This window comes from Aestuariibius sp. HNIBRBA575 (genome assembly GCF_040932005.1).
Lineage (GTDB): Bacteria > Pseudomonadota > Alphaproteobacteria > Rhodobacterales > Rhodobacteraceae > CANLNM01.
In genome coordinates this window covers 2,238,958-2,259,242 of the sequence record NZ_CP162414.1, presented here as the reverse complement: position 1 = coordinate 2,259,242, position 20,285 = coordinate 2,238,958, and the positions used below count along the sequence as shown (strand labels likewise).

22 protein-coding genes and 1 other RNA gene are annotated in these 20,285 nt (G+C 54.5%); 14 read left to right on the top strand and 9 right to left on the bottom strand.

Going from position 1 to position 20,285, the window contains the following annotated elements:
- Nucleotides 1–28 precede the first annotated feature (28 nt).
- The 5 genes from AB1F12_RS11385 to AB1F12_RS11365 all read right to left on the bottom strand — a co-directional run bounded on the left by AB1F12_RS11385 (nt 29) and on the right by AB1F12_RS11365 (nt 5,013).
- Nucleotides 29–1,030, bottom strand: coding sequence for a DUF2927 domain-containing protein (locus AB1F12_RS11385; protein WP_368184445.1), 1,002 nt, complete (start codon nt 1,028–1,030; stop codon nt 29–31).
- Nucleotides 1,027–2,226: a toxic anion resistance protein gene (locus AB1F12_RS11380; RefSeq protein ID WP_368184442.1), complete on the bottom strand. Its 1,200-nt coding sequence runs from the start codon at nt 2,224–2,226 to the stop codon at nt 1,027–1,029. Before AB1F12_RS11380 ends, AB1F12_RS11385 begins: the two co-directional genes overlap by 4 nt.
- 26 nt (nt 2,227–2,252) lie before the next feature.
- A complete protein-coding gene (locus tag AB1F12_RS11375; protein WP_368184440.1) occupies nt 2,253–3,116 on the bottom strand; it encodes a 5-bromo-4-chloroindolyl phosphate hydrolysis family protein in 864 nt (287 codons plus the stop codon).
- A gap of 133 nt (nt 3,117–3,249) precedes the next feature.
- Nucleotides 3,250–4,095, bottom strand: coding sequence for a TerC family protein (locus tag AB1F12_RS11370; protein ID WP_368184438.1), 846 nt, complete (start codon nt 4,093–4,095; stop codon nt 3,250–3,252).
- A 60-nt stretch (nt 4,096–4,155) separates the two neighbouring features.
- Nucleotides 4,156–5,013, bottom strand: a complete 858-nt coding sequence (locus AB1F12_RS11365; protein ID WP_368184436.1) for a pseudouridine synthase — start codon at nt 5,011–5,013, stop codon at nt 4,156–4,158.
- 132 nt (nt 5,014–5,145) lie between these two features.
- Here AB1F12_RS11365 and AB1F12_RS11360 point away from each other — a divergent pair, with 132 nt between their 5' ends.
- The 9 genes from AB1F12_RS11360 to AB1F12_RS11320 all read left to right on the top strand — a co-directional run bounded on the left by AB1F12_RS11360 (nt 5,146) and on the right by AB1F12_RS11320 (nt 11,584).
- Nucleotides 5,146–5,607 carry a nucleoside deaminase gene (locus AB1F12_RS11360; protein ID WP_368184434.1) on the top strand — a complete coding sequence of 154 codons (462 nt, stop codon included), beginning with the start codon at nt 5,146–5,148 and terminating at the stop codon, nt 5,605–5,607.
- A 185-nt stretch (nt 5,608–5,792) separates the two neighbouring features.
- A complete protein-coding gene (locus AB1F12_RS11355) occupies nt 5,793–6,614 on the top strand; it encodes a LuxR C-terminal-related transcriptional regulator (protein WP_368184431.1) in 822 nt (273 codons plus the stop codon).
- 110 nt (nt 6,615–6,724) lie between these two features.
- Entirely contained in the window at nt 6,725–7,012 is a 288-nt protein-coding gene (gatC, locus tag AB1F12_RS11350; RefSeq protein WP_368184429.1) for an Asp-tRNA(Asn)/Glu-tRNA(Gln) amidotransferase subunit GatC, read from the top strand.
- Nucleotides 7,012–8,490: an Asp-tRNA(Asn)/Glu-tRNA(Gln) amidotransferase subunit GatA gene (gene gatA / locus AB1F12_RS11345; protein ID WP_368184427.1), complete on the top strand. Its 1,479-nt coding sequence runs from the start codon at nt 7,012–7,014 to the stop codon at nt 8,488–8,490. The genes gatC and gatA overlap by 1 nt, the downstream gene beginning before the upstream one ends.
- 39 nt (nt 8,491–8,529) lie before the next feature.
- Entirely contained in the window at nt 8,530–9,261 is a 732-nt protein-coding gene (locus AB1F12_RS11340; protein ID WP_368184425.1) for a hypothetical protein, read from the top strand.
- 8 nt (nt 9,262–9,269) lie between these two features.
- Entirely contained in the window at nt 9,270–9,920 is a 651-nt protein-coding gene (locus AB1F12_RS11335) for an N-acetylmuramoyl-L-alanine amidase (RefSeq protein WP_368184423.1), read from the top strand.
- A gap of 50 nt (nt 9,921–9,970) precedes the next feature.
- An RNA gene (rnpB, locus tag AB1F12_RS11330) (RNase P RNA component class A) lies at nt 9,971–10,357 on the top strand.
- A 70-nt stretch (nt 10,358–10,427) separates the two neighbouring features.
- A complete protein-coding gene (locus AB1F12_RS11325) occupies nt 10,428–10,880 on the top strand; it encodes a hypothetical protein (protein ID WP_368184420.1) in 453 nt (150 codons plus the stop codon).
- Nucleotides 10,877–11,584: an HTTM domain-containing protein gene (locus AB1F12_RS11320; protein ID WP_368184418.1), complete on the top strand. Its 708-nt coding sequence runs from the start codon at nt 10,877–10,879 to the stop codon at nt 11,582–11,584. Before AB1F12_RS11325 ends, AB1F12_RS11320 begins: the two co-directional genes overlap by 4 nt.
- On the opposite strand, the gene AB1F12_RS11315 is transcribed toward AB1F12_RS11320, so the two are convergent.
- Nucleotides 11,579–12,454 (bottom strand): LysR family transcriptional regulator ArgP, encoded by an 876-nt coding sequence (locus tag AB1F12_RS11315; RefSeq protein ID WP_368184416.1) that lies wholly within the window; start codon nt 12,452–12,454, stop codon nt 11,579–11,581. The genes AB1F12_RS11320 and AB1F12_RS11315 overlap by 6 nt on opposite strands.
- Before the next feature lie 81 nt (nt 12,455–12,535).
- Between AB1F12_RS11315 and AB1F12_RS11310 the strand changes: the two genes are divergently transcribed.
- The 4 genes from AB1F12_RS11310 (at nt 12,536) to AB1F12_RS11295 (ending at nt 15,846) form a co-directional block, all read left to right on the top strand.
- A complete protein-coding gene (locus tag AB1F12_RS11310; RefSeq protein WP_368184413.1) occupies nt 12,536–13,132 on the top strand; it encodes a LysE/ArgO family amino acid transporter in 597 nt (198 codons plus the stop codon).
- Nucleotides 13,133–13,175: 43 nt separating this feature from the next.
- The gene (locus tag AB1F12_RS11305; protein WP_368184412.1) at nt 13,176–14,078 is read left to right on the top strand and encodes a DMT family transporter; all 903 of its coding nucleotides are present in this window, start codon (nt 13,176–13,178) and stop codon (nt 14,076–14,078) included.
- A gap of 8 nt (nt 14,079–14,086) precedes the next feature.
- Nucleotides 14,087–14,563 (top strand): SRPBCC family protein, encoded by a 477-nt coding sequence (locus tag AB1F12_RS11300; protein WP_368188360.1) that lies wholly within the window; start codon nt 14,087–14,089, stop codon nt 14,561–14,563.
- A gap of 170 nt (nt 14,564–14,733) precedes the next feature.
- On the top strand, nt 14,734–15,846 hold the full coding sequence (locus AB1F12_RS11295; protein ID WP_368184410.1) for a DUF2235 domain-containing protein: 1,113 nt from the start codon (nt 14,734–14,736) through the stop codon (nt 15,844–15,846).
- Here the strand turns inward: AB1F12_RS11295 and AB1F12_RS11290 are convergent.
- Nucleotides 15,827–16,309, bottom strand: coding sequence for a PaaI family thioesterase (locus AB1F12_RS11290; RefSeq protein WP_368184408.1), 483 nt, complete (start codon nt 16,307–16,309; stop codon nt 15,827–15,829). The two genes, AB1F12_RS11295 and AB1F12_RS11290, sit on opposite strands and share 20 nt — an antisense overlap.
- Nucleotides 16,310–16,342: 33 nt before the next feature.
- The gene (gene metF, locus AB1F12_RS11285) at nt 16,343–17,221 is read right to left on the bottom strand and encodes a methylenetetrahydrofolate reductase [NAD(P)H] (RefSeq protein ID WP_368184406.1); all 879 of its coding nucleotides are present in this window, start codon (nt 17,219–17,221) and stop codon (nt 16,343–16,345) included.
- Between the two features lie 91 nt (nt 17,222–17,312).
- Here metF and AB1F12_RS11280 point away from each other — a divergent pair, with 91 nt between their 5' ends.
- Nucleotides 17,313–18,218 carry a LysR family transcriptional regulator gene (locus AB1F12_RS11280; RefSeq protein WP_368184404.1) on the top strand — a complete coding sequence of 302 codons (906 nt, stop codon included), beginning with the start codon at nt 17,313–17,315 and terminating at the stop codon, nt 18,216–18,218.
- Here the strand turns inward: AB1F12_RS11280 and AB1F12_RS11275 are convergent.
- Complete coding sequence (locus AB1F12_RS11275) at nt 18,215–20,221, bottom strand: EAL domain-containing protein (protein ID WP_368184402.1); 2,007 nt, start codon at nt 20,219–20,221, stop codon at nt 18,215–18,217. The two genes, AB1F12_RS11280 and AB1F12_RS11275, sit on opposite strands and share 4 nt — an antisense overlap.
- Nucleotides 20,222–20,285 lie beyond the last annotated feature (64 nt).

The window sequence follows — 20,285 nt, the reverse complement described above, 5'->3', positions numbered from 1 at the left end:
TATGTAATTCCTTCAATCAAAACAATAATTACGCAGGCCCACCCAGTAACTCAGATGCAATCTGGCGCACGATCGGGGTGGCTTCTGGTTCTGTCATGCCGGGCGTCAGGCGGGGATCGTATAATATTTTCAAAAGCTGTTCATCATGGGTGGTGAGCAGGCCGAACTCTTCGTCGTCGTTGAAAATGGACGGGCGCGCACGCGGGCTGTCATTGGCCAGACCCAAGCCTTGGGCCATTTCTTCGTGGATACAGGCCAGCCGCATCAGATCGGGATGTTCGCCGCGGATCAGAGCGATGGCGTGGGAATAGGTGTGTTCATCCTGTTTGGCAAAGGCCACAACAATGCAGAAAGTCGAGCGATCCAACGACATGAATGTGCGGATCGTTTCTGGTTTGATTTCGGGGATCAATTCACGCAAGCGGGGTTCAAACCCGGCGCGGTCATCTTCGTTTAGCACCAGAATGTTGAAATTTGGCGCCTCATCCGAGACGGTTATCGGATGACCCGTCACACGCCCCAGACGGGCGGCATAATGGGTCACGTTAGCGGCGTCTTGGCTGCGCTGGTGCAACGGGACGCTGTCGCCAAATTCCACGGAAATGCGGACAGGTTCGGCCCAGCGGCGCAAAGAGCTGGCCGTGGTTTGGGCGCGTAACCCATTGATGTCGGATATGTATTCGTCGAACAATGCAATGCGAACAAAGTTCTCTGTCAGCATGCGGTCATTATAGGGGGTGTCAATGCCACCGCCATCCTGACGCAGCAATCCCTGCACCAACAGGTCATTTTGCACCCGCGCAAAATGAATACGCAATTCTTCGCTTGCTGCGGATGGGGCAGGGGTCGTGGGGCGCAATTGTGGTGCGCGCGTTGGGGTGGCCACGGGCACAATAGGCGGGTCATCCGGGCCAACCGACCCGGTTTCAAAGCCCCCTAATGTGTCACAGGCCACCAGACCCGCCACAACCATGGCGGATCCGCAGCCGCGCAGCACTGCGCCCCACGTTTTATTCAGGCCTGAAATCACGCGCCGGTTGCCGTACCAATTGTGTCGCCCAAACCGGTGGATTTGGCTTTGGCGGCGGACAGCGTGTTTTTCAGCTCTTCTTCCATTTTTTGCAGCTCAAGCTCGGCTTCGGCACGTTTGCGTTTGCCTTCGTCTGCGATTTCCAGACTTTCGTTGATGGTGGCGATCAGGTTGGCATTGGCGGATTTGACCGCTTCGATGTCAAACACACCGCGTTCCATTTCTTCGCGGATGGTTTTGTTGGCCTGACGCAGGTTTTCCGCGTTGGCTTGTAGCAGTTCGTTGGTCAGATCATTGGCGTCGCGCACTGCATGGGCGGCCTCGGCGGACCGTTGGATGGTCACAGCTTGGGCCAACTGTGTTTCCCACAACGGCACGGTGTTGATCAGCGTTGAATTGATCTTGGTCACCAGGGATTTGTCGTTTTCCTGCACCAACCGGATCGAAGGCAGGGATTGCATGGTCACCTGACGGGTCAGTTTCAGATCATGCACCCGGCGTTCCAGATCGTCGCGTGCGGCCCGCAGATCGCGCAGTTCTTGGGCTTTCATCACGCCGTCTTGTTCGGGGGCGGCCTGAACCTCGGCCTCTTTGGCGGGGATGGTTGTGGCGTCCAGTTCGGCCAGTTTGGCTTCGCCTGCGGCGATATACACGGCCAGTTCATCGTAAAAGGCCAGTGTTTTATCATACAGCACATCAAGGCTTTCGATGTCTTTCAACAGCACATGTTCGTGGCGCAACAGATCATCGGTAACCTTGTCGATCTGGCCCTGAACCGTTTCAAAACGGGCGGCAAATTTGGCGGCAGGGGCCATGCGCCCCAGAATTTTTTCCCACCAAGACCGTTTGCGACGCACGTCCAGTTCGGACACGTTGAACCCGCGAATGGTGGTCACGATTTCACGCAGACTGTCGCCCGCAGGACCCACATCTTTGTTGCGCACACCGGCCAGCATGGATTGGGAAATTTCCTGCAATTCCGCCTGCGCACCCGATCCAAAGGAAATGATCGAATTGGTGTCATCCATGTTGATTTCACCCATACGACGGGTGATTTCAGCAGAGGTCGGTTCGTCCGCGGCCTCGATTGTGATCAGTTCATTTTTGGGTTCCGCCAAAACCACTTCGGTGACTTTTTGAACCTCAGCCAGCGCGGCCTGCGCTTTGACCATGTTATCAGCAACTCTGTCAGACATATCAGTCCCCCTAAAATACGACGCGATTACACGCCATCACGCTGCAAACGGTCGCGCAGCACTTTGATTTCGATTTCCATGTCGCTGCGTTCATTCAACAGCAATTTGTCGGTCTTGGCCGCAAAGATATTTTCCAGATCGCTCAGCAATTCTTCGTATTTTGCACGGGCATCGTGATCTTTGTCCCGGTTCCAAATTTCGACGAATTTCACGGTCGCGTCTTCGGCGCCTTGCAAATAAACCCCCAAAAATTTGCGCGCCCCGGTCAGATCGCGCGGGTCCTCTTCGACGGTGCGGATCATGCGGCGGGCTTGTTTTTGGAAATCTTCAACCCGGGCATGCAACGCACGGGCATCCGTAGAAATGATGTGGTTCCAGATCACGCTCAGATGCTCTTCGGCTTGGTCAACGACGCGCGCCACGCGGTCCTGTTGGAATTGATCAATGCCTTCGACGGTTTTGTCCTTTAACGGATCAATGCCAAAGGTCGCCACATGCAGGCCCGCCGCCACCGCACCATAAAGCAGGGACGCAAATCCCGCCTCTTTGGTGATCGCGGCGATGGTGATGCCGATCCCGGTCAGGGCGGTGGCGAGAATCTTGCGCGGCAGGGCCGGACGGCGCGCCATTTTGCGCCAGTGATAATCGGCCTCAGCACGCAGCCCTTCGCGTAACATATGGGCGGCCAGGACCAGAACAGCCGCGCCCGTCAATCCCAGCGCCAGATCCACCGGACCGCCCCGCAAGGATGTAAACGCCAACACGATGGCAGGCACAAACAACACATTCGCCCGCGCCCCGCTGGCATCCACGCGGCGTTCCGACAATTCCTGGCCGGGTTTGCCATCTGATCCGTTGGGGCTGAATTGCCCGCCGAATTTTTTAGCCATTAAAACGACCCCACAAGCCAACCAGTCGTCACGCCGAACATCACGATGATCAATAGGATATAGGTATATTTCCCAAAAGATTTCTGCATCTCAGGCCCCTTTACCGGGTCAATGTTAACGATTTCGCGACGATTTACGAGTGTTCCTGCAGAGCATGGCGTTCCTTGTTCAGCTTGCGGCTATAGCCGGTTTGCAGGATTTCCACCGCAAACAGCACGACAACCGAGAAGTAGAACGTGGTTTTCGACATCGGAATGACTTCGTGGCCAAACAGTTTCAGCGCCAGATGATGCGCCTCTTCGTGTGACATGCCGGTGGCCTCAGCGCCATGCACCGCGGCTTGACCCGCTTCGCCCAACAGGACCACACCGACGATCAACAGGATGAACAGGCCCAGAACTTCGTACATGCGGTTTTTTTCCAAGAACCGCGTGACCCCATCCGCCAACAGCAACATCGCAAGCCCAGAGAGCAGGATCGCGGTCGCTAGAATTGGGAACACATCGGTGATCGCAATGGCGGACAGCACGGAATCAAACGAAAAGATCAGGTTCATCATGACAATCAACAGCACAACACGCACCGCGGATTTGCCTGATTTGCCGCTGACATCGTGATCCAGATGATCAATTGACAGCATATGACCGATCTCTTTCACCGCTGTATACATCAGGAAAAAGCCCCCGATGACGAACACGATGGTGGAAAAGTTCACACCGCCTTCTAGGATGCCTTCCCAGTGGAATTCATAGAACGGCGCGCCCAAGGCGTCGATCAAACGGATCATCGCAAACAGCAGCACCACCCGCAGCAGCACGGCGATGATGATCCCCCAGAACCGAACCGCTTTTTGTTGTGCGACCGGTGCGCGTTGGCTTTCGATCGAAATATAAAGCAGGTTATCAAAACCCAAAACCGCCTGCAAAAAGCAGAGCATGATCAAATTTGTAGCGTTTTCAAGTGTTAGTAGGTCGGCCATTCTCAGTCCCCATCAGACATTTTGCAGCAAGAATGCACATGGAAACAGGCGGGGCAAGGTTCATCCGCGCGTGGATTTCCCCCTTGATGGATTTCCGCCGAATTTTCCGGCTGGCTTTGAGCCGGGCTTGCCGCCTTTTTCACGCCGTGTGCGTTGGGGTTTGGGGCGCGAAACCGCATGACCGTCTTTGCTCATGCCCAGTTGATCGCGTACCACCCGCGCTTTGACTTCTTCGACTTCACCGGCTTTTAGCTGTCCCAATTGAAACGGCCCATAGCTGAGGCGAATCAATCGGTTGACGGTCACGCCCAGCGATTCCATCGCCCGGCGAATTTCACGGTTCTTGCCTTCGCGCAGGGCAATCGTCAGCCAGGCATTGGCCCCTTGCTGGCGATCAAATGTCACATCCATCGGCTGATAGCGCACGCCATCCACTTCGATGCCCTTACGTAAGGTTTCCAATTGCGCTTCGCTGACCGCGCCATGGGTGCGAACGCGATAACGGCGCAACCAACCCGTGGCGGGCAATTCCAGTTTGCGTTTCACACCGCCATCATTGGTCAGCAGCAGCAACCCTTCTGAGTTCAGATCCAACCGGCCAACGGACATCACACGGGGCAATTCCTTGGGCAATGCGTCAAACACGGTTTCGCGGCCCTTTTCATCGCGTTCCGTCGTCACCAGCCCGGTGGGTTTATGATAAAGCCAAATTCTGGGTGGTTCCGGTTCGCCAACGGGTTTGCCGTCCACCACGATTTTATCCGCAGCCGTGATGTTCAACGCCGGGCTATTGATCACCTCGCCGTTCACCGACACGCGGCCCGCTTCGATCATGCGTTCCGCTTCGCGGCGCGACGCAATGCCTGCGCGCGACAGAACTTTGGCGATCCGGTCGCCCTGTTTTGGGGTATCATTCATACCCCCATATCCCCTGCCAGCCGCCAAAGCGCAATCCTGCCATCCCCCAAACCGCGCACCAGATGGGTTTTTGTTGGCAAAAATACCCTGACTGCCCCTTGCCAGTCATTTCCAAACCCCTGATCAAGGGGCATGACGTTTCGCAGCTACATGGATATCGCCCTGACAGAGGCCCGCGCCGCCGCCGATCGTGGTGAGGTGCCGGTGGGCGCTGTGATCATTTCCCCAGAGGGGGCGATCATCGCCAAGGCGGGCAATCGCACCCGCGAATTGAATGACCCAACCGCCCATGCGGAAATTCTGGCCATTCGCGCCGCTTGTGCCCAATTGGGGCAGGAACGGCTGGCCAATCATGATCTGTATGTGACGCTGGAACCGTGCCCTATGTGTGCGGCGGCCATCGGATTTGCACGGATCAACCGGTTATATTACGGCGCGTCCGATCCAAAATCCGGGGGGGTCGGGCAGGGGCCGCGCGTGTTTCAACACAGCCAATGCCATCACAAACCGGACATCTATGATGGGATCGCTGAAAAAGAGGCCGCTGATCTATTGGTAGAATTCTTTGCCGATCGCAGAATGGCTGGGCGTTGAACTGAAACATTCCAATCGCAGGGGGCGGCCATGGCGGATCTGTCGGCCCAAAGGTTTGATGCTAAAAATTGCTTGGGCCGGGATACGGGAAACAGGCCAACAGATCCAAATGCCATGCGGCACTGAAACAAACCTAGCTTTGAACCCCCGTTTTGATCTATCCCCTTTAATAAGGGGGTGCGCAGATGGGATTGCTTGATGTGGCCGGCGCACTAGAGCGTCAGGACAGAGTAGAAGATGTCTGGGACACATTGCGCGCAGGGTTGCGTCGCGAGGGGATCGAATTTGTGATCTACCTGACGGTGGATGCGGATTTTTCATCCCCGATTGCTTTGACCAATATGCCCGAGCTTTATCAAAACACTGAAACTTCGCCGGGGGAAACCTTGGCGGCGGATCCTTTTCTGCGCTGGTGTTGTGACAATTACGATATCAGCCTGACCGGTTTGGAATTTTTGCATCTGCATACGTATCTATCGGATAAATCACGCGCGTTTATCCGTCAGGCCGCCGAACAATCGGGCTTTACCACGGGGCTTGGCATTCCGATGCGGTTGATTGGGTCGGATCGTTTTGGGGGGTTCAATCTGGGAACCCGGCTAAGCCGCCCTGTCTTTGAAGAAAAAATCGCCCCACGTGCCGAAGAATTCAGATTTGTCTGTTTGTTGGCCCACCGCCGTATCGAGGAATTGATGGGCGATGATCCAAACGCGCAAATGTCCGACGATGACCCGTTTCGCCCGCGCATGGTGTCGCCGGATTATGCGCAGGCGATGGATGATCTATCCCCGCGTGAACGCGAAGTTCTGTTTTTGGTCGCGCGTGGGATGTCGCGCAAAGAAGTGGCGCGCGCCTGCCGCATTTCGGTCTATACCGTGTCGGAATATGTGCAGGCGGCCTATCGCAAATTGGGGATTTCCAACAAAGCTGAGGCCGCCCGGTTGGTCACCTCTTTGGAACGTGGGGTCACAGGGCAGGAAAAACCGCCCCACAAAGCGCTGAAATAGGCGATCCAGGTCACAATCCGCGCCGGGATCACGTTCAACCGGCGGACCTCTCTTGCGGCAGCCGTGTGGGCGCGTTAAAGGCTGATCCGTAAATTAGACGGAGTTCGCGCATGTCGATCGACATCGAAACCGCCCGCAAGGTGGCCCATCTGGCCCGGATCAAGGTCGAAGACGAGGCCCTGCCGGCGCTGGCACAGGAATTTAACAACATCCTTGGCTTTATTGAACAGCTCAACGAAGTGGATGTGGACGGTGTTGAACCGATGACATCTGTGACGCCTCAGCGTTTGAAACGCCGCGATGATGTGGTGACGGATGGCGATCAACAGCCCGCCGTTCTGGCCAATGCGCCCGATGCCCGCGAAGGGTTCTTTGCTGTGCCGAAGGTGGTTGAATAATGTCTGAACTAAGCAAACTCAAAATTTCCGAAGCACGCGACGCGCTGCGCAAAGGCGAGGTCACTTCGGTTGAGCTGACCCAAGCCTGCCTGAGCGAAATCGACGCCTCTGGGACGTTGAACGCGTTTGTGCACAACACCCCGGATATGGCGCTGGAACAGGCCAAAGCGGCCGATGCCCGCAATGGGGTGGATGCGCCGGATTTGAACGGTATACCATTGGGGATCAAGGATTTGTTCTGTACCAAAGGTGTCGCAAGCCAAGCTGCATCCGGGATTTTGGACGGGTTCAAACCAGAATATGAATCCACCATCACCAGCCAATTGTTCGACAATGGTGCGGTGATGCTGGGCAAGCTGAACATGGATGAATTCGCCATGGGCAGCTCTAATGAAACATCCGTTTACGGCGATGTTGTGAACCCTTGGAAAGTGGATGATCGCAACCTGACTCCGGGCGGTTCATCCGGCGGCTCTGCCGCTGCGGTTGCGGCGGATTTGTGCCTTGGTGCGACGGGCACCGACACGGGGGGATCGATCCGCCAGCCTGCCGCGTTTACCGGCATCACCGGGATCAAGCCGACCTATGGCCGCTGTTCGCGTTGGGGTGTTGTGGCCTTTGCATCCTCTTTGGATCAGGCGGGCCCGATGACCAAAGACGTACGCGACGCCGCCATCATGCTAGAAGCCATGTGTGGTCACGATCCCAAAGACAGCACCAGCGCCGATTTGGCCGTGCCAAACTTTGAGGCCATGCTGACCGGCGATATCAAAGGCAAAACCATCGGTATTCCCAAAGAATACCACATGGATGGCATGCCCGCCGACATCGAAGCCCTTTGGGCCGAAGGGCGCAAAATGTTGCAGGATGCAGGCGCGAAAATCGTCGACATTTCCCTGCCGCACACCAAATATGCCCTACCGGCCTATTACGTGATTGCCCCCGCCGAAGCGTCGTCCAATCTGGCGCGCTATGACGGCGTGCGCTTTGGTCATCGTGCCAAATTGGCAGCAGGTGACGGCATTACAGAAATGTACGAAAAAACCCGCGCCGAAGGGTTCGGCCCCGAAGTGCAGCGCCGGGTGATGATCGGGACATATGTTCTGTCCGCTGGGTTCTATGACGCCTATTACAACCGCGCCCGCAAAGTGCGCGCCTTGATCAAACGCGACTTTGAAAACGTGTTTGCCGATGGCGTGGATGCGATCCTGACCCCCGCCACGCCGTCTGCGGCCTTTGGTCTGGGTGAAATGAAGGATGCCGATCCGGTTCAGATGTATCTGAACGATGTATTCACAGTGACCGTGAACCTGGCTGGGTTGCCCGGGATCAGCGTTCCGACGGGAATGAACGAACAGGGGCTGCCACTGGGTCTGCAACTGATAGGGCGTCCATGGGAAGAAGGCGATTTGCTGAATACTGCCTATGCACTTGAACAGGCGGCAGGATTTGTAGCCAAACCAACCAAGTGGTGGTAAACATCCCACCCAACGAGTGATGAAAAGGCGAGTTTCGGAATGAAAATGCGTTTGACATTGGGGTCTGTGGCCCTGCTTGCGTTGACGGCCTGCGCACAACCAGTGCCAGATAGTGGCGCTGGCGTTGGGTTCGATGATTTTGAGCAATACGAAATCGAACGGGCACAGCGTGATGCGGCACTGCAAGGAACCAGCACAACCAATATCGTGAATTCCTCCGAAGGGCAGGACCGTGAATCGATTGGTGTACGTACGGATCGCGCGCTGGCTGAGGCTGGCCGCGAAAATGGCGTCGCTGCAAATCCGGACAATGCGTCGCCGATATTGCTGAACAACCCAAACATTTCCGATGAACAGGATTTTGGGGCCGTATCGGGACGTGAAAGCATCCAAAGCGATGCGGACCGCCTGAGAGAGCAAGCCGAAGCCTATCAACTGGCGGATGTCACATCTATTCCAGAACGATCAGGTGCTGCTGGACCAAATATCGTGCAATATGCGTTGCAGACCAGCAATGCCAAAGGTGAAGTTCTCTATAACCGGTCCAGCTTTAGCTCTCAGAACCGGTTTTTGCGTCGCTGTTCGGAATATCAATCCCCGGATGCAGCGCAAATGGATTTTCTGACCCGTGGCGGGCCAGAACGTGACCCACGCGGCATTGATCCTGATGGCGACGGCTTTGCCTGTGGCTGGGACCCGGCGCCCTATCGCGTTGTTGTGGCCCCCAGTGCGCCGGTTGTTGCTACGCCTTTATCTGCAATCGAAAACTAATCAATTTGATGACGCCAATTTGGCATCCATCCCCGAATTTTGGGCCGCGCCGGGATCTGGCGCGGCCTTCTTTGGTTTTGATCCATTATACGGCGATGGACAGCGCAGAGGCGGCGCTGGAACGTCTATGTGATCCCGGACCAGAAGTGTCGGCGCATTACCTGATCGGGGAAAAGGGCACGCTATGGCAGATGGTGCGCGAAGATGACCGCGCATGGCATGCGGGGGCTGGATCGTGGATGGGATGTGACGACATCAATTCACAGTCCATCGGAATTGAGCTGGCCAATCGCGGTGATCATCCGTTTTCAGAGCCACAAATGACCGTGCTGGAAAAATTGCTGGCAGGAATTTTGACACGCTGGTCGATATCCCCACAATCGGTGCTGGGACATTCCGACACGGCGCCGGGGCGCAAGATTGACCCGGGAAAACGGTTTGATTGGAAACGTTTGGCCGATGCCGGGCTGGCCCATTGGCCCGAACCAGTGAACGGCCCTGAAATGGACGGTGACGGCTTTGTCGCGGCGATGCGGAATGCCGGTTATACAGGATCAGCGGATGCCGCGGTCCTGTTGGACGTGTTGCGTCATCGCTATCGCCCGTTTGCGCAGGGGCCGCGCGGTGCCGCTGACGAAGCTGTTGCGCGCGGACTTTGACCTGACTTTGACGTTGACCGGCCCCACATCCTGACATACCCAACCCCTGTGCGGAGGGCTGGATGGCCGCGGGTTTCGATCCGAGGAAAGTCCGGACTCCATCAGGCAATGGTGCCGGGTAACGCCCGGCGGGGGTAACCCTAGGGATAGCGCCACAGAAAACAGACCGCCTTGGATTTCCAAGGTCAGGGTGAAACGGTGGGGTAAGAGCCCACCGCGGTTTTGGCAACAAAACTGGCATGGCAAGCCCCACCAGGAGCAATGCCGAATAGGGATCTCGCGTCCGTGTGATCGGTTTCGGCCGATATCCGGGCAAGGTGTCTGACCCCAGGGATCCGGGTTGGCAGCTAGAGGGGCAGGGGCAATCCTGTCCTTAGATGAATGGTCATCACCCCAGCAATGGGGGACAGAATCCGGCTTACAGGCCCTCCGCGCATATTTCCGTTCTGTTAAGCCTGTTGCGATAGCATTCCTGTGGTTTTGATAGGTGTAAAACTGGGGGCACGATTGGCTGGTTTGCTACGTATTGTGATGTTGCTACTGCCAGCATTGATCCCATCGTGGCGATTTTTCAAAACCGTCGCGCCGTCACCCCGTGTGGAATTTCGGATATTGCCGGCGGATCAATCATCCAGCAATGCGCAATGGTGCGAATTTCGCCCACGACCGGCGACATTGTCGATTTGGCAAATGTTGCGCCGCATGGTCTGGAACCCGGTATGGAATGAACAATTGTTTTTGGTGTCTTGCGCGGAACGTCTGATCGCCAATCCGACCCAGCACAGCATTGACGAAATCAACTCTCGGATATGGGCCGACATCGCAAGTTCGCCCCCCAGAACACCCGCCGGTTCGCGCCTGCAATTTCGATTGGTTTTTGTCTGTCGAGAGGGGGCAGAAATTGTCAAATATGTGGATTACGAAAGCCAGCCGATTGATCCTTACTTGGGGGTCACATGAGTTTTGAACTGGCGCTGCGGGCGACTGAAATCATGTTGGCTTTGGCGATGTTACAACAAAGTCTGGAGCATTTTGTCGGCCCAAAGTCAGAGAAGCTGTTGTTTGGTGTGCGATCTGTTTTGTGTGTTTTGTTGATCATTGGCTGGCAAAATGGGTCAATATTGTGGGTAATATTGATGCTGGCTTTGATTTCCCTGCATCGATTTCAAGGCCCTTATAACGGGGGCAGTGATCGAATGACTTTCTTGATCTTGTTCTGCATTGCCTGCGTGCACGCCGCCCCTTCGCAACCGCTCAAAGAGCTTGTTTTTGCCTATCTGGCGGTGCAATTGGCGCTGTCATACTTTGTGTCGGGCTATATCAAAATCATCAATCCGGAATGGCGCAGCGGAACCGCGCTGTGTGATGTGTTTCGGTTTTCAGCCTATCCCGTTAGTGAAAATTTGCGCAAATGGGCGGATCGTCCCAGAACCTTGTTTTGGATGTCATGGGGCGTGATGGGGTTTGAGGTGGTGTTTCCGTTGACATTATTGCACCCGATGAGCCTGATGATGGGGCTATTTGTGGCTGCGTGTTTTCATTTCAGCAATGCGTGTTTCTTTGGGCTGAACCGGTTTTTCTGGGCGTGGCTTTGCGCCTATCCATCCATTTTGTGGTTTCAGGACCGGGTGTTCGGGCCAGATTTTTTGCACCATATTCTATAAAGGGCGGAGCGCGGATTTCGCCGATTTGATCACTGCGCGTGTCAGCGGTGCCAACACGGATTTCATGTGCCGCGTTGTTTGCCAATAAAGCGGGGTGGGCAGGGTCGTCCCGTCCCCCAAAATCACCAAATCCCCGCGTTTGATGTGGTCCATAACCAATCTCGTTGGGTTCATCCCCCAGCCAATTCCGGCGAGGGAAGCATGCACAAACGCTTGGCTTGATGGGATCAAATGGGTCGGAGGCTGAATGGGACGACCCGCCAGGTGACTGGCCCAATCGCGTTGCAAACGATCCTTGGGACTGAATGTAATCATCGGCGCCGATTGCAGGGCCTGAGGGGTGATCCCGTTCGCAAAATACCGCGCCACAAAGGCGGGGCTGGCAACGGCGAGGTATTCGAGCGTCCCCAGAGGCACCACATCACAGCCCTGAACCGGTTGAGAACGCGATGTGATCGCGGCGCAAACTTCTCCGGTGCGCAGCCAGTCGGCGGAATGATCCTGATCGTCGATTTCCAGCTCATATAATAAATCGGTGGCCGTGAGCGCAGAAATGAACCACGTTGCCAAACTGTCTGCATTCACTGCAATCCGCAGATTGACGGGCCGTCCGGTGATGTTCAATTGGCTGAGAACGCCACTTTGAAGCAGGGCCAAATCGTCCGCATATCGCGCCAATATTTTGCCTTTGTCTGTGGCTTGGCAAGGGGTGGATCGGCGTACCAATGGGGTTCCAACCTGATCTTCGAGCGCCTTAATCCGTTGGGAAATGGCCGGTGGGGTCACGTTTAGCACCCGGGCGGCGGCATCAAACGACCCGTGGCGCAGCACAGCCGCAAGGGCGGATAGTTGGGCGGGGTCCAGATGCATAAGCATTCCTTATGTAGCGTTAATATAATTAACTACAAGAAAGTTACCACACAATCTAGATAGGCCCAAAGAGGAGTTTCCATGCAAAGTCTGTTCTACGGCGCCGCTATATCTGTTTCTTTGATTTTTGCGATCGGGGCGCAAAATGCCTTTGTGTTGCGCCAGGGTTTGCGCCGGGAACATGTGTTGCCGCTGGTGCTGTTCAGCGCGGTGTCTGATGCGCTGTTGATCACGGCTGGCATCGCTGGCATGGGCAGCCTCAGCCAAGCCTTTCCATTGTTTGAAACGGTGATGCGGTGGGGCGGAGCCGCGTTTCTGTTTTGGTATGGGGCCACCAATTTCAAGAGCGCATGGCGGGGTGGGGCAAGTCTGAAATCCGGCCAAGGCGAGGGCATGTCGCGCAAAACCGCTCTGCTCACGTTGGCGGCTCTGACATGGTTGAACCCGCATGTTTATCTGGACACTGTGGTTTTGATTGGCTCACTATCGGCGCAATATGACAGTCAGTTTCATTTTGGGATCGGGGCCGCTTTGGGGTCGCTGGGGTTCTTTTTTTGCTTAGGATATGGCGCGCGGTATCTGTCACCGCTGTTTGCCCAAGAACGGTCGTGGCAGATTTTGGACACGTTGATTGGCCTGATGATGTGGGGCATCGCCATCGGGCTGATTTGGCACTAACAAACCGCTCGACATTCTGGTTGGGTGTCGTCTAGCTGGCCTCATGCGAGAACCTATAACTCAGTCGCCAATTGTTGGTATTTTTTGGATGGTCCTGACCGGCCTGTGCTTTGTCGCGGTGACGGCAATTGTGAAACATGTGGGGGACACGGTTCCCGCCGCCCAAGCGGCGTTTTTACGATATGTGCTGGGACTTGTGTTTTTGGTGCCGATGATGCGGCCGATTTTGGCGGCGCGTTTGACCAAGCGTCAGATGTCGTTTTTTGCAGCGCGCGGCGTGGCGCATACATTGGCCGTCATTTTGTGGTTTTTTGCCATGACCCGCATTCCCATCGCCGAAGTGACGGCGATGAATTATTTGTCGCCGGTTTATGTGACCATCGGCGCGGCGATCCTGTTAAAGGAAAAACTGCCCCCCCGACGCATGGCAGCAGTGATCGCTGCCCTCATCGGTGCGCTGATCATTCTGCGCCCCGGTTTGCGAGAGGTCAGCATCGGCCATATCGCGATGCTGGGGACCGCGTTTGGGTTTGCGGTGGGATATTTGATTGCCAAACAGATGTCCGACGAAGTCAAACCCGCAGTGGTCGTGGGCATGTTGTCGATAACGGTTACCATCGGTTTGGCGCCCTTTGCTTATGCGGTTTGGGTTCCGCCCAGCCTGCCTGATCTGGGGTGGTTTTTCTTGGTCGCCTGCTTTGCCACATTGGGGCATTACACGATGACGTTGGCCTTTTCTGCGGCGCCTTTGACGGTCACCCAACCCGTGACCTTCCTGCAACTGGTCTGGGCAACCCTGCTTGGGGCGGTTGTGTTTGGGGAACATGTGGACGCCTATGTTGTGTTAGGGGGCGCCGTTATTTTAGGGTCTGTTAGCTTCATCACCTGGAGAGAGGCCCGCGCAAAACGGCAGGTTACGCCCACAGATTTGGCGGTTAAAGGGTAGTGAGTACGATGGAAGGTGCGGGGACCAAGTCGGTCGATATCACAACGCAGATAGAAATCAGCGCACCACGCGGCGCGGTGTATGACTATGCCGTGGATCCGGATAACGCCCCGGAATGGTACGATAATATCACCTCGATGGATTGGGTTGGACCGGCCAAAATGTCCAAGTCCGCCCGAATGAAATTCGGGGCCAAATTTCTGGGGCGCGCCCTGAGCTACACTTACGAAGTTGTGGATTTGGTGCCGGGGGATCGGTTGGTGATGCGCAGCTCAGATGGTCCGTTTTCCATGGAAACCAGTTATAAATGGGAAACGATTGGGGCGACAAAAACCCGGATGTCGCTGCGCAATCGTGGTGAACCGACAGGGTTCACACGACTTTTCCGGCCCTTTTTGCAGGGGGCTATGCGTCGCGCAAACCAACGGGATCTGGAAAAACTGAAAACTCTGGTCGAGCGCCGATTTGCCTCTGAGAAGGCATGATCCCAACCGAACTGTGATATTTTGTAACGGTTTTTCTTAAATTTCGTGCCTATGTTAAGGTAATGGAACAGGGCGGCGTTACCTTATCGAAAGGAAATTCCGCAAAGCTGATGTTCCACCTAACGCAATCACCCTTTCGGTGAAGAGCAGAGAAGGAGCAGATGGGTTTGATGCGGTTTCGTGATCGCATATTAGGGTTACTCGGGCTAGGTCCGGAACGCTCTCAGGGTGCGGGACGCAAACGAGGTCCTGCAACACATGTGATTGTGTTGGATGGCACCATGTCCAGTCTGCGACCCGGCTGCGAAACCAATGCTGGCAAAACCTATAAATTGCTCTGCGAGGTTGGCCAAAAAGCCAATCTAACCGTCTATTACGAGGCGGGCGTACAATGGCAAGATTGGAGCAAAACCTGGGATGTGGCGTCAGGGAAAGGCATCAACCGACAGATTGAACGGGCCTACGGGGTCCTCGCGTCGCGCTATCGCCCTGGCGATAAGATTGTTTTAATTGGATATTCCCGCGGGGCCTTTGCTGTGCGATCCTTGGCGGGCGTCATTGATATGGTTGGACTGGTAAAGGCCGAACATGCCACTGCCCGCAATATTCGGTCTGTTTATCGGTATTACCGGTTGGGATCGGCCAATGGCGATGCGACGGTATTCACCAACCGGTTTTGTCATGACGAGGTCGCAATAGAGGCTGTTGCGGCTTGGGATACCGTCAAAGCGCTGGGGCTGAGGCTGCCTGTATTCTGGCGTTGGGCAGAGGCGCGTCATGAATTTCACAATCATCGGTTGGGCCCTTCGGTTCGGCATGGGTTTCATGCACTTGCGTTGGACGAAACTCGGGATGCTTTTACGCCGGTCTTATGGTCATCACCCGAAGGGTGGGCCGGCAAAATGGAACAGGTTTGGTTCAAAGGCACACATGGCGATATCGGCGGGCAATTGACCGGCTACGAACCGGCCCGCCCTTTGGCCAATATTCCGTTGGTCTGGATGTTAGAGCGGCTCGAAGATTGCGGGCTGGAATTGCCTGTGGGATGGCGCGGTCGGTTTCCGTGTGACCCGTCGGCCCCGATGGTCGGCACATGGCAGGGCTGGGGCAAATTGTTTGTGTCACGCCATAAACGCGTGATCGGGCAGGACCCGTCAGAACGTTTGCATGACTCCGTCCCTTCAGATCATCGTTTCGCGAATGCGATGAAAGAACCACAAGCGCCAGTTAAATCTGAATTTGTTGCCAGCGGCACAAATGGACTTAGCTCGGAAGCGTCATAACCAAACAGGTCGTCGATCCAGTTGCGTATAGTTTTCCATCACTTACGCCGCGGATTTCCCCATGGGCCACGCCGGTACTGCGCCCCACATGGTCAACGCGCCCCTCGGCGACGACCTCGGTTTCCAGGGGGATCGCGCGCAGCAAGTTAACCTTGTATTCGAGGGTCGTATAAACGGTTCCCTTTGGAATTTTTGTCATGACCGCGCAGGCCATACAGGAATCCAACACCGTCCCATACCAACCGCCATGAACTGTGCCCATGGGATTAGAATGCTCAAATCTAGGCGTGCCGCGAAAAACGACCCGGCCGTCTTCGACCACATCCAAACCAAAATTCAAAACGTCGGATATGGGCGCGGACGAATATTGGCCCGCCAGAATGCCGCGCATGAATTCATAACCCGACATTGACAAAAGCGTCTCTTTGGTCGGCATTTCAAGTTTTGATTGAGCAATAAACATAGGGCGCCTCATTCTTGATCAGAGGCTGCCCGTTTATGCGACGTTTTGCAATTGAGCTTTGGGGGTGACGCCCAAAGCGTGGCAAATGTCACGGCTCAGTTCGGGTTTGTTGAGGGTATAGAAATGCAGATGATCCACTCCGCCTTGTAGCAAGTCATCACATAATTCTGTGGCAATGGCCGTTGCCAGCAAATCGGCATTTCCATCACGCGTTGCGTTTTCAAAACCGTCGATAATCACCTGTGGGATTTTTGTGCCACAGCTTTCGGCAAAGCGGCGGATACCATTCCAATTTTCAATCGGCAGGATTCCGGGGATAATTGGTGCATCAATTCCGGCCTTTACGCAGGAATCGCGGAAACGGAAAAACGTTTCAACGTCAAAGAAAAACTGCGTAATCGCGCTTTGAGCACCGGCATCAATCTTGCGCTTAAGGAATTCAATATCGGCTTTTTGATCCGTCGCATCTGGGTGCTTTTCAGGATACGCGCCAACCCTAAGGTTGAACTTGCCGGTGTCTGCCAGCGCTTCGATCAATTCAACCGAGCTTTGAAAACCATCGGGATGCGCACAAAAACCACCTTGGCCTTTGGGCGGATCGCCGCGAAGAGCCACAATTTCGCTCACGCCTTGTTCGGCGTAACCTTCTGCAATGGCAAGCGTTTCTGCCCGCGTGGCATCGACACAGGTCAAATGCGCCGCGACACGAAGACCGCTGGTTTTGTGAATTGCGCCGACCGCTTCGTGGGTCAGTTGACGGGTCGTGCCACCGGCACCGTAAGTCACCGACACAAATTCAGGGGCGAGTGGGGCCAGCGTATTGACGCAATCCCACAGACGGAATGACCCTTCCAAATTTTTGGGTGGGAAAAACTCAAAAGAGATGTTCGGGCGTGAAGCTGTCTCTGACATGGGGCGTCCTTTTCTAACTTGCCCCCTTGTCCCAAGTTTTGGTACATGAGGCAAATTCATAAACTTCACCACAATCATGAGTTTGATTTGTATGCATATCGAATTTCGCCATCTTCGAACGATCAAAGCAATTCATGAAACGGGTGGATTGGCCCGTGCTGCTGATCATCTGAACATCACCCAATCTGCGCTAAGCCATCAAATTAAAGGGATCGAAGATCAGGCTGGGGTTGAACTTTTTGTGCGACGATCCAAGCCGCTTAAACTGTCATCCGCCGGTATGAAGCTTTTGGCTGCTGCAGAAACAATTTTGCCGCAAGTCGCTGCTTTGGAAGCGGAATTTGATGGATTGATTGATGGATCAGCGGGGCGTTTGCATATCGCGATTGAATGCCATGCTTGTTTTGAATGGCTGTTCCCGGTCCTCGAACAATTTCGCAAAGCTTGGCCTGAGGTGGATATCGATATCCGACCCGGTTTGGCGTTTGATGCGATGCCCGCGCTGCGCCGGGAAGAGGTGGATTTGATCGTTTCATCTGATCCTGAGGATCTGCCAGAAACCGATTTTACACCTTTGTTTGATTATGAGCCGGTTTTTGTCGCTGCATCGACCAATCCACTGGCGCAAAAAACTTGGGTTGAGCCAGAGGATTTCGCGGATCAGACGCTGATTACCTATCCGGTGGATAAATCCAGGTTGGATGTGTTTTCAGAGTTTTTGACACCTGCCGGTATTGAGCCAGCATTGGTGCGCAAAGTCGAACTCACCACCATGATATTGTTGCTGGTCGCATCAAATCGCGGGGTTGCTGTTCTGCCAGATTGGGTCGTTCGTCAGGTGCGGTACAATTCGGATTATGTCACGCGACCTATGGGGAAGGGCGGGACAACGCGCCGACTTTATGCTGCGACCCGCAGCGAAGACACGCATAAACCGTTTATGGCGCATTTCGTTCGATTGACGCGGCAAGAAGCGGTGAAGTTACAGCGCCTTTAACTTGCTTTGGACCCTTTGAAGTCGATGTGGTCGCGGTTATGGCTGTGCATTGTTTGTGAAACTTTGGTTTGACGCACCATCGGAAATCTGAGTTTTTCCGCCTCGAGCAGAATCCGTGTTTCAGCAAGTGGCATGGCGCGCCCATATAAGAAACCTTGTACATTGGTGCAGCCCATCCCAAGCAATTGCTGTTCCTGCTGCGCGGTTTCAACACCTTCGGCGATCGCATCAACGCCCAATCCTTGTGCGATCGAAAGAAACCCTTCTACCAATACGTCCGCCGCTTCTTCGGTGCCAAGAGCAGCAACAAAACTGGAATCAATTTTAAGTTCATCAAAGTCCAGCTGCCGTAAATGCTGAAAAGAGGCAAACCCTGTGCCAAAATCATCCAGTGAAATCCGCACGCCATTCGCACGAAAGTGACCGATGGATTCCTGAATGGTTTCACTGGCGCGCGCGATAAACACGTCTTCGGTGATTTCAAAAGTGACGTGACCCAGTATGGATGGGTACCGCATTAAAATGTCAGATAATTCCTGGCGGCCATTTGATGTGGCCAATGACACTTCTGGAACATTGATGGAAACTTGGCCAGGATCCAGGCCCGCTTCTAGTAGATACTCCAGATCGCTGAACACAGTTTCTGCAATCAAAGCAAGTAGTTCGCCATGCAAAGACAGCTCTGCGACCTGAGGTAAAAAGGCGCCGGGCATGAGAAGCCCACGTTCCGGGTGTTCCCAGCGCGCCAAAGCTTCGAACCCGCAAATGCGTCCGGTTTTTATGTCAACTTTGGGCTGGTAATAGGGTTTTATGTCTAGGTTTTCCATCGCGATGCGCAATGTGCGACGATCTTCTAAGCTTGGCCGTGGAGAAAACAGGTCTGGATCATACATGACAGCCTGTCCGTCTCGGGCGGATTTGGCTTTGAACATTGCATGATCGGCATTGGCGCTAAGAGAGGCGATACTGTCATCTATTCCGGTGGACATGCTGATGCCAACGCTGGCGGTCAGGCGCAATTCACGACCCTTTACCAAAATTGGTTCGGCGATGGTTTTTGCAACGCGATGGGCCAGTTTTAGCAGCGCATCTTCGCTGTTTTGATCTGAAAGGGCGATGGCAAATTCATCCCCACCCAGTCGGGCAGTGATGCCGGTATTGGCGATAACTTTTTGCAAACGCGTTGAAATCGTTCGTAAAACATGATCGCCCGCCTCGTGGGTGTAGGTGTCATTGATGGGCTTAAATCCATCAAGGTCCAGAATGAAAACCGCGACCCGGGATTCGGTATCTGACCGATAAATCATGTTTTGCAACATTTCTTCAAACGCCCACCTGTTTAACAGGCCCGTCAAACCATCATGCTGCGTCATGTATTCGAGTTTACGCAATTGTGCGTTGGATTCGCGTCGGGCATTGCGCAGTTGTTTGTGCGTGTCCTTTTGTTTTTTCAACGTTTCTAGGGCGTTAAAAACATAAACAATCAGCAAGCCTGCCGTAGCGATCCAGTGATGGGTTGGTGCAACGCCAAAAGTATTGTTTGCCAGTTGAAACAGCACCCCAAAGGCCACAAGCAATGCTGGCGTCATCATTGAGAAGTTAAAGAACGGCAAAAAAGCAAATGTATTTGCGATATGAACCAGTGACCCGCACATCCACAGGAAACCGGCGATAAACAGCGCCAAAGAGGGCTGGCTGGCCAGCAGCAAAGTCGGCAGTAAATACGCAACCGTGGAAAACAGATTGTTGCACCATAAAATGCCGATCAACCAGATGGGGATGTGGTCATCCCGTTTTGGAAATCGTTTTCCGATCCAGATCGACAGCAGTTCGCTAAACCCAATGGCCGAGAATATATAAACCGTTTCAGTGACTTGACCTGACCACAGGCAGATGCCGATCATCATAACCGCCGCCGCCAACCGTTTGGGTTGATCGCGTCGTTCGATGCGGGAAACGAACCTGCTTTCGTATCGGATGTCTTCTAGCGTTAGGTTGATCATGATCCACAGCCTGAGTTACATCGCACATTAGGGGGCTTGATCTGAATGAAGGGTTAATCTGGAT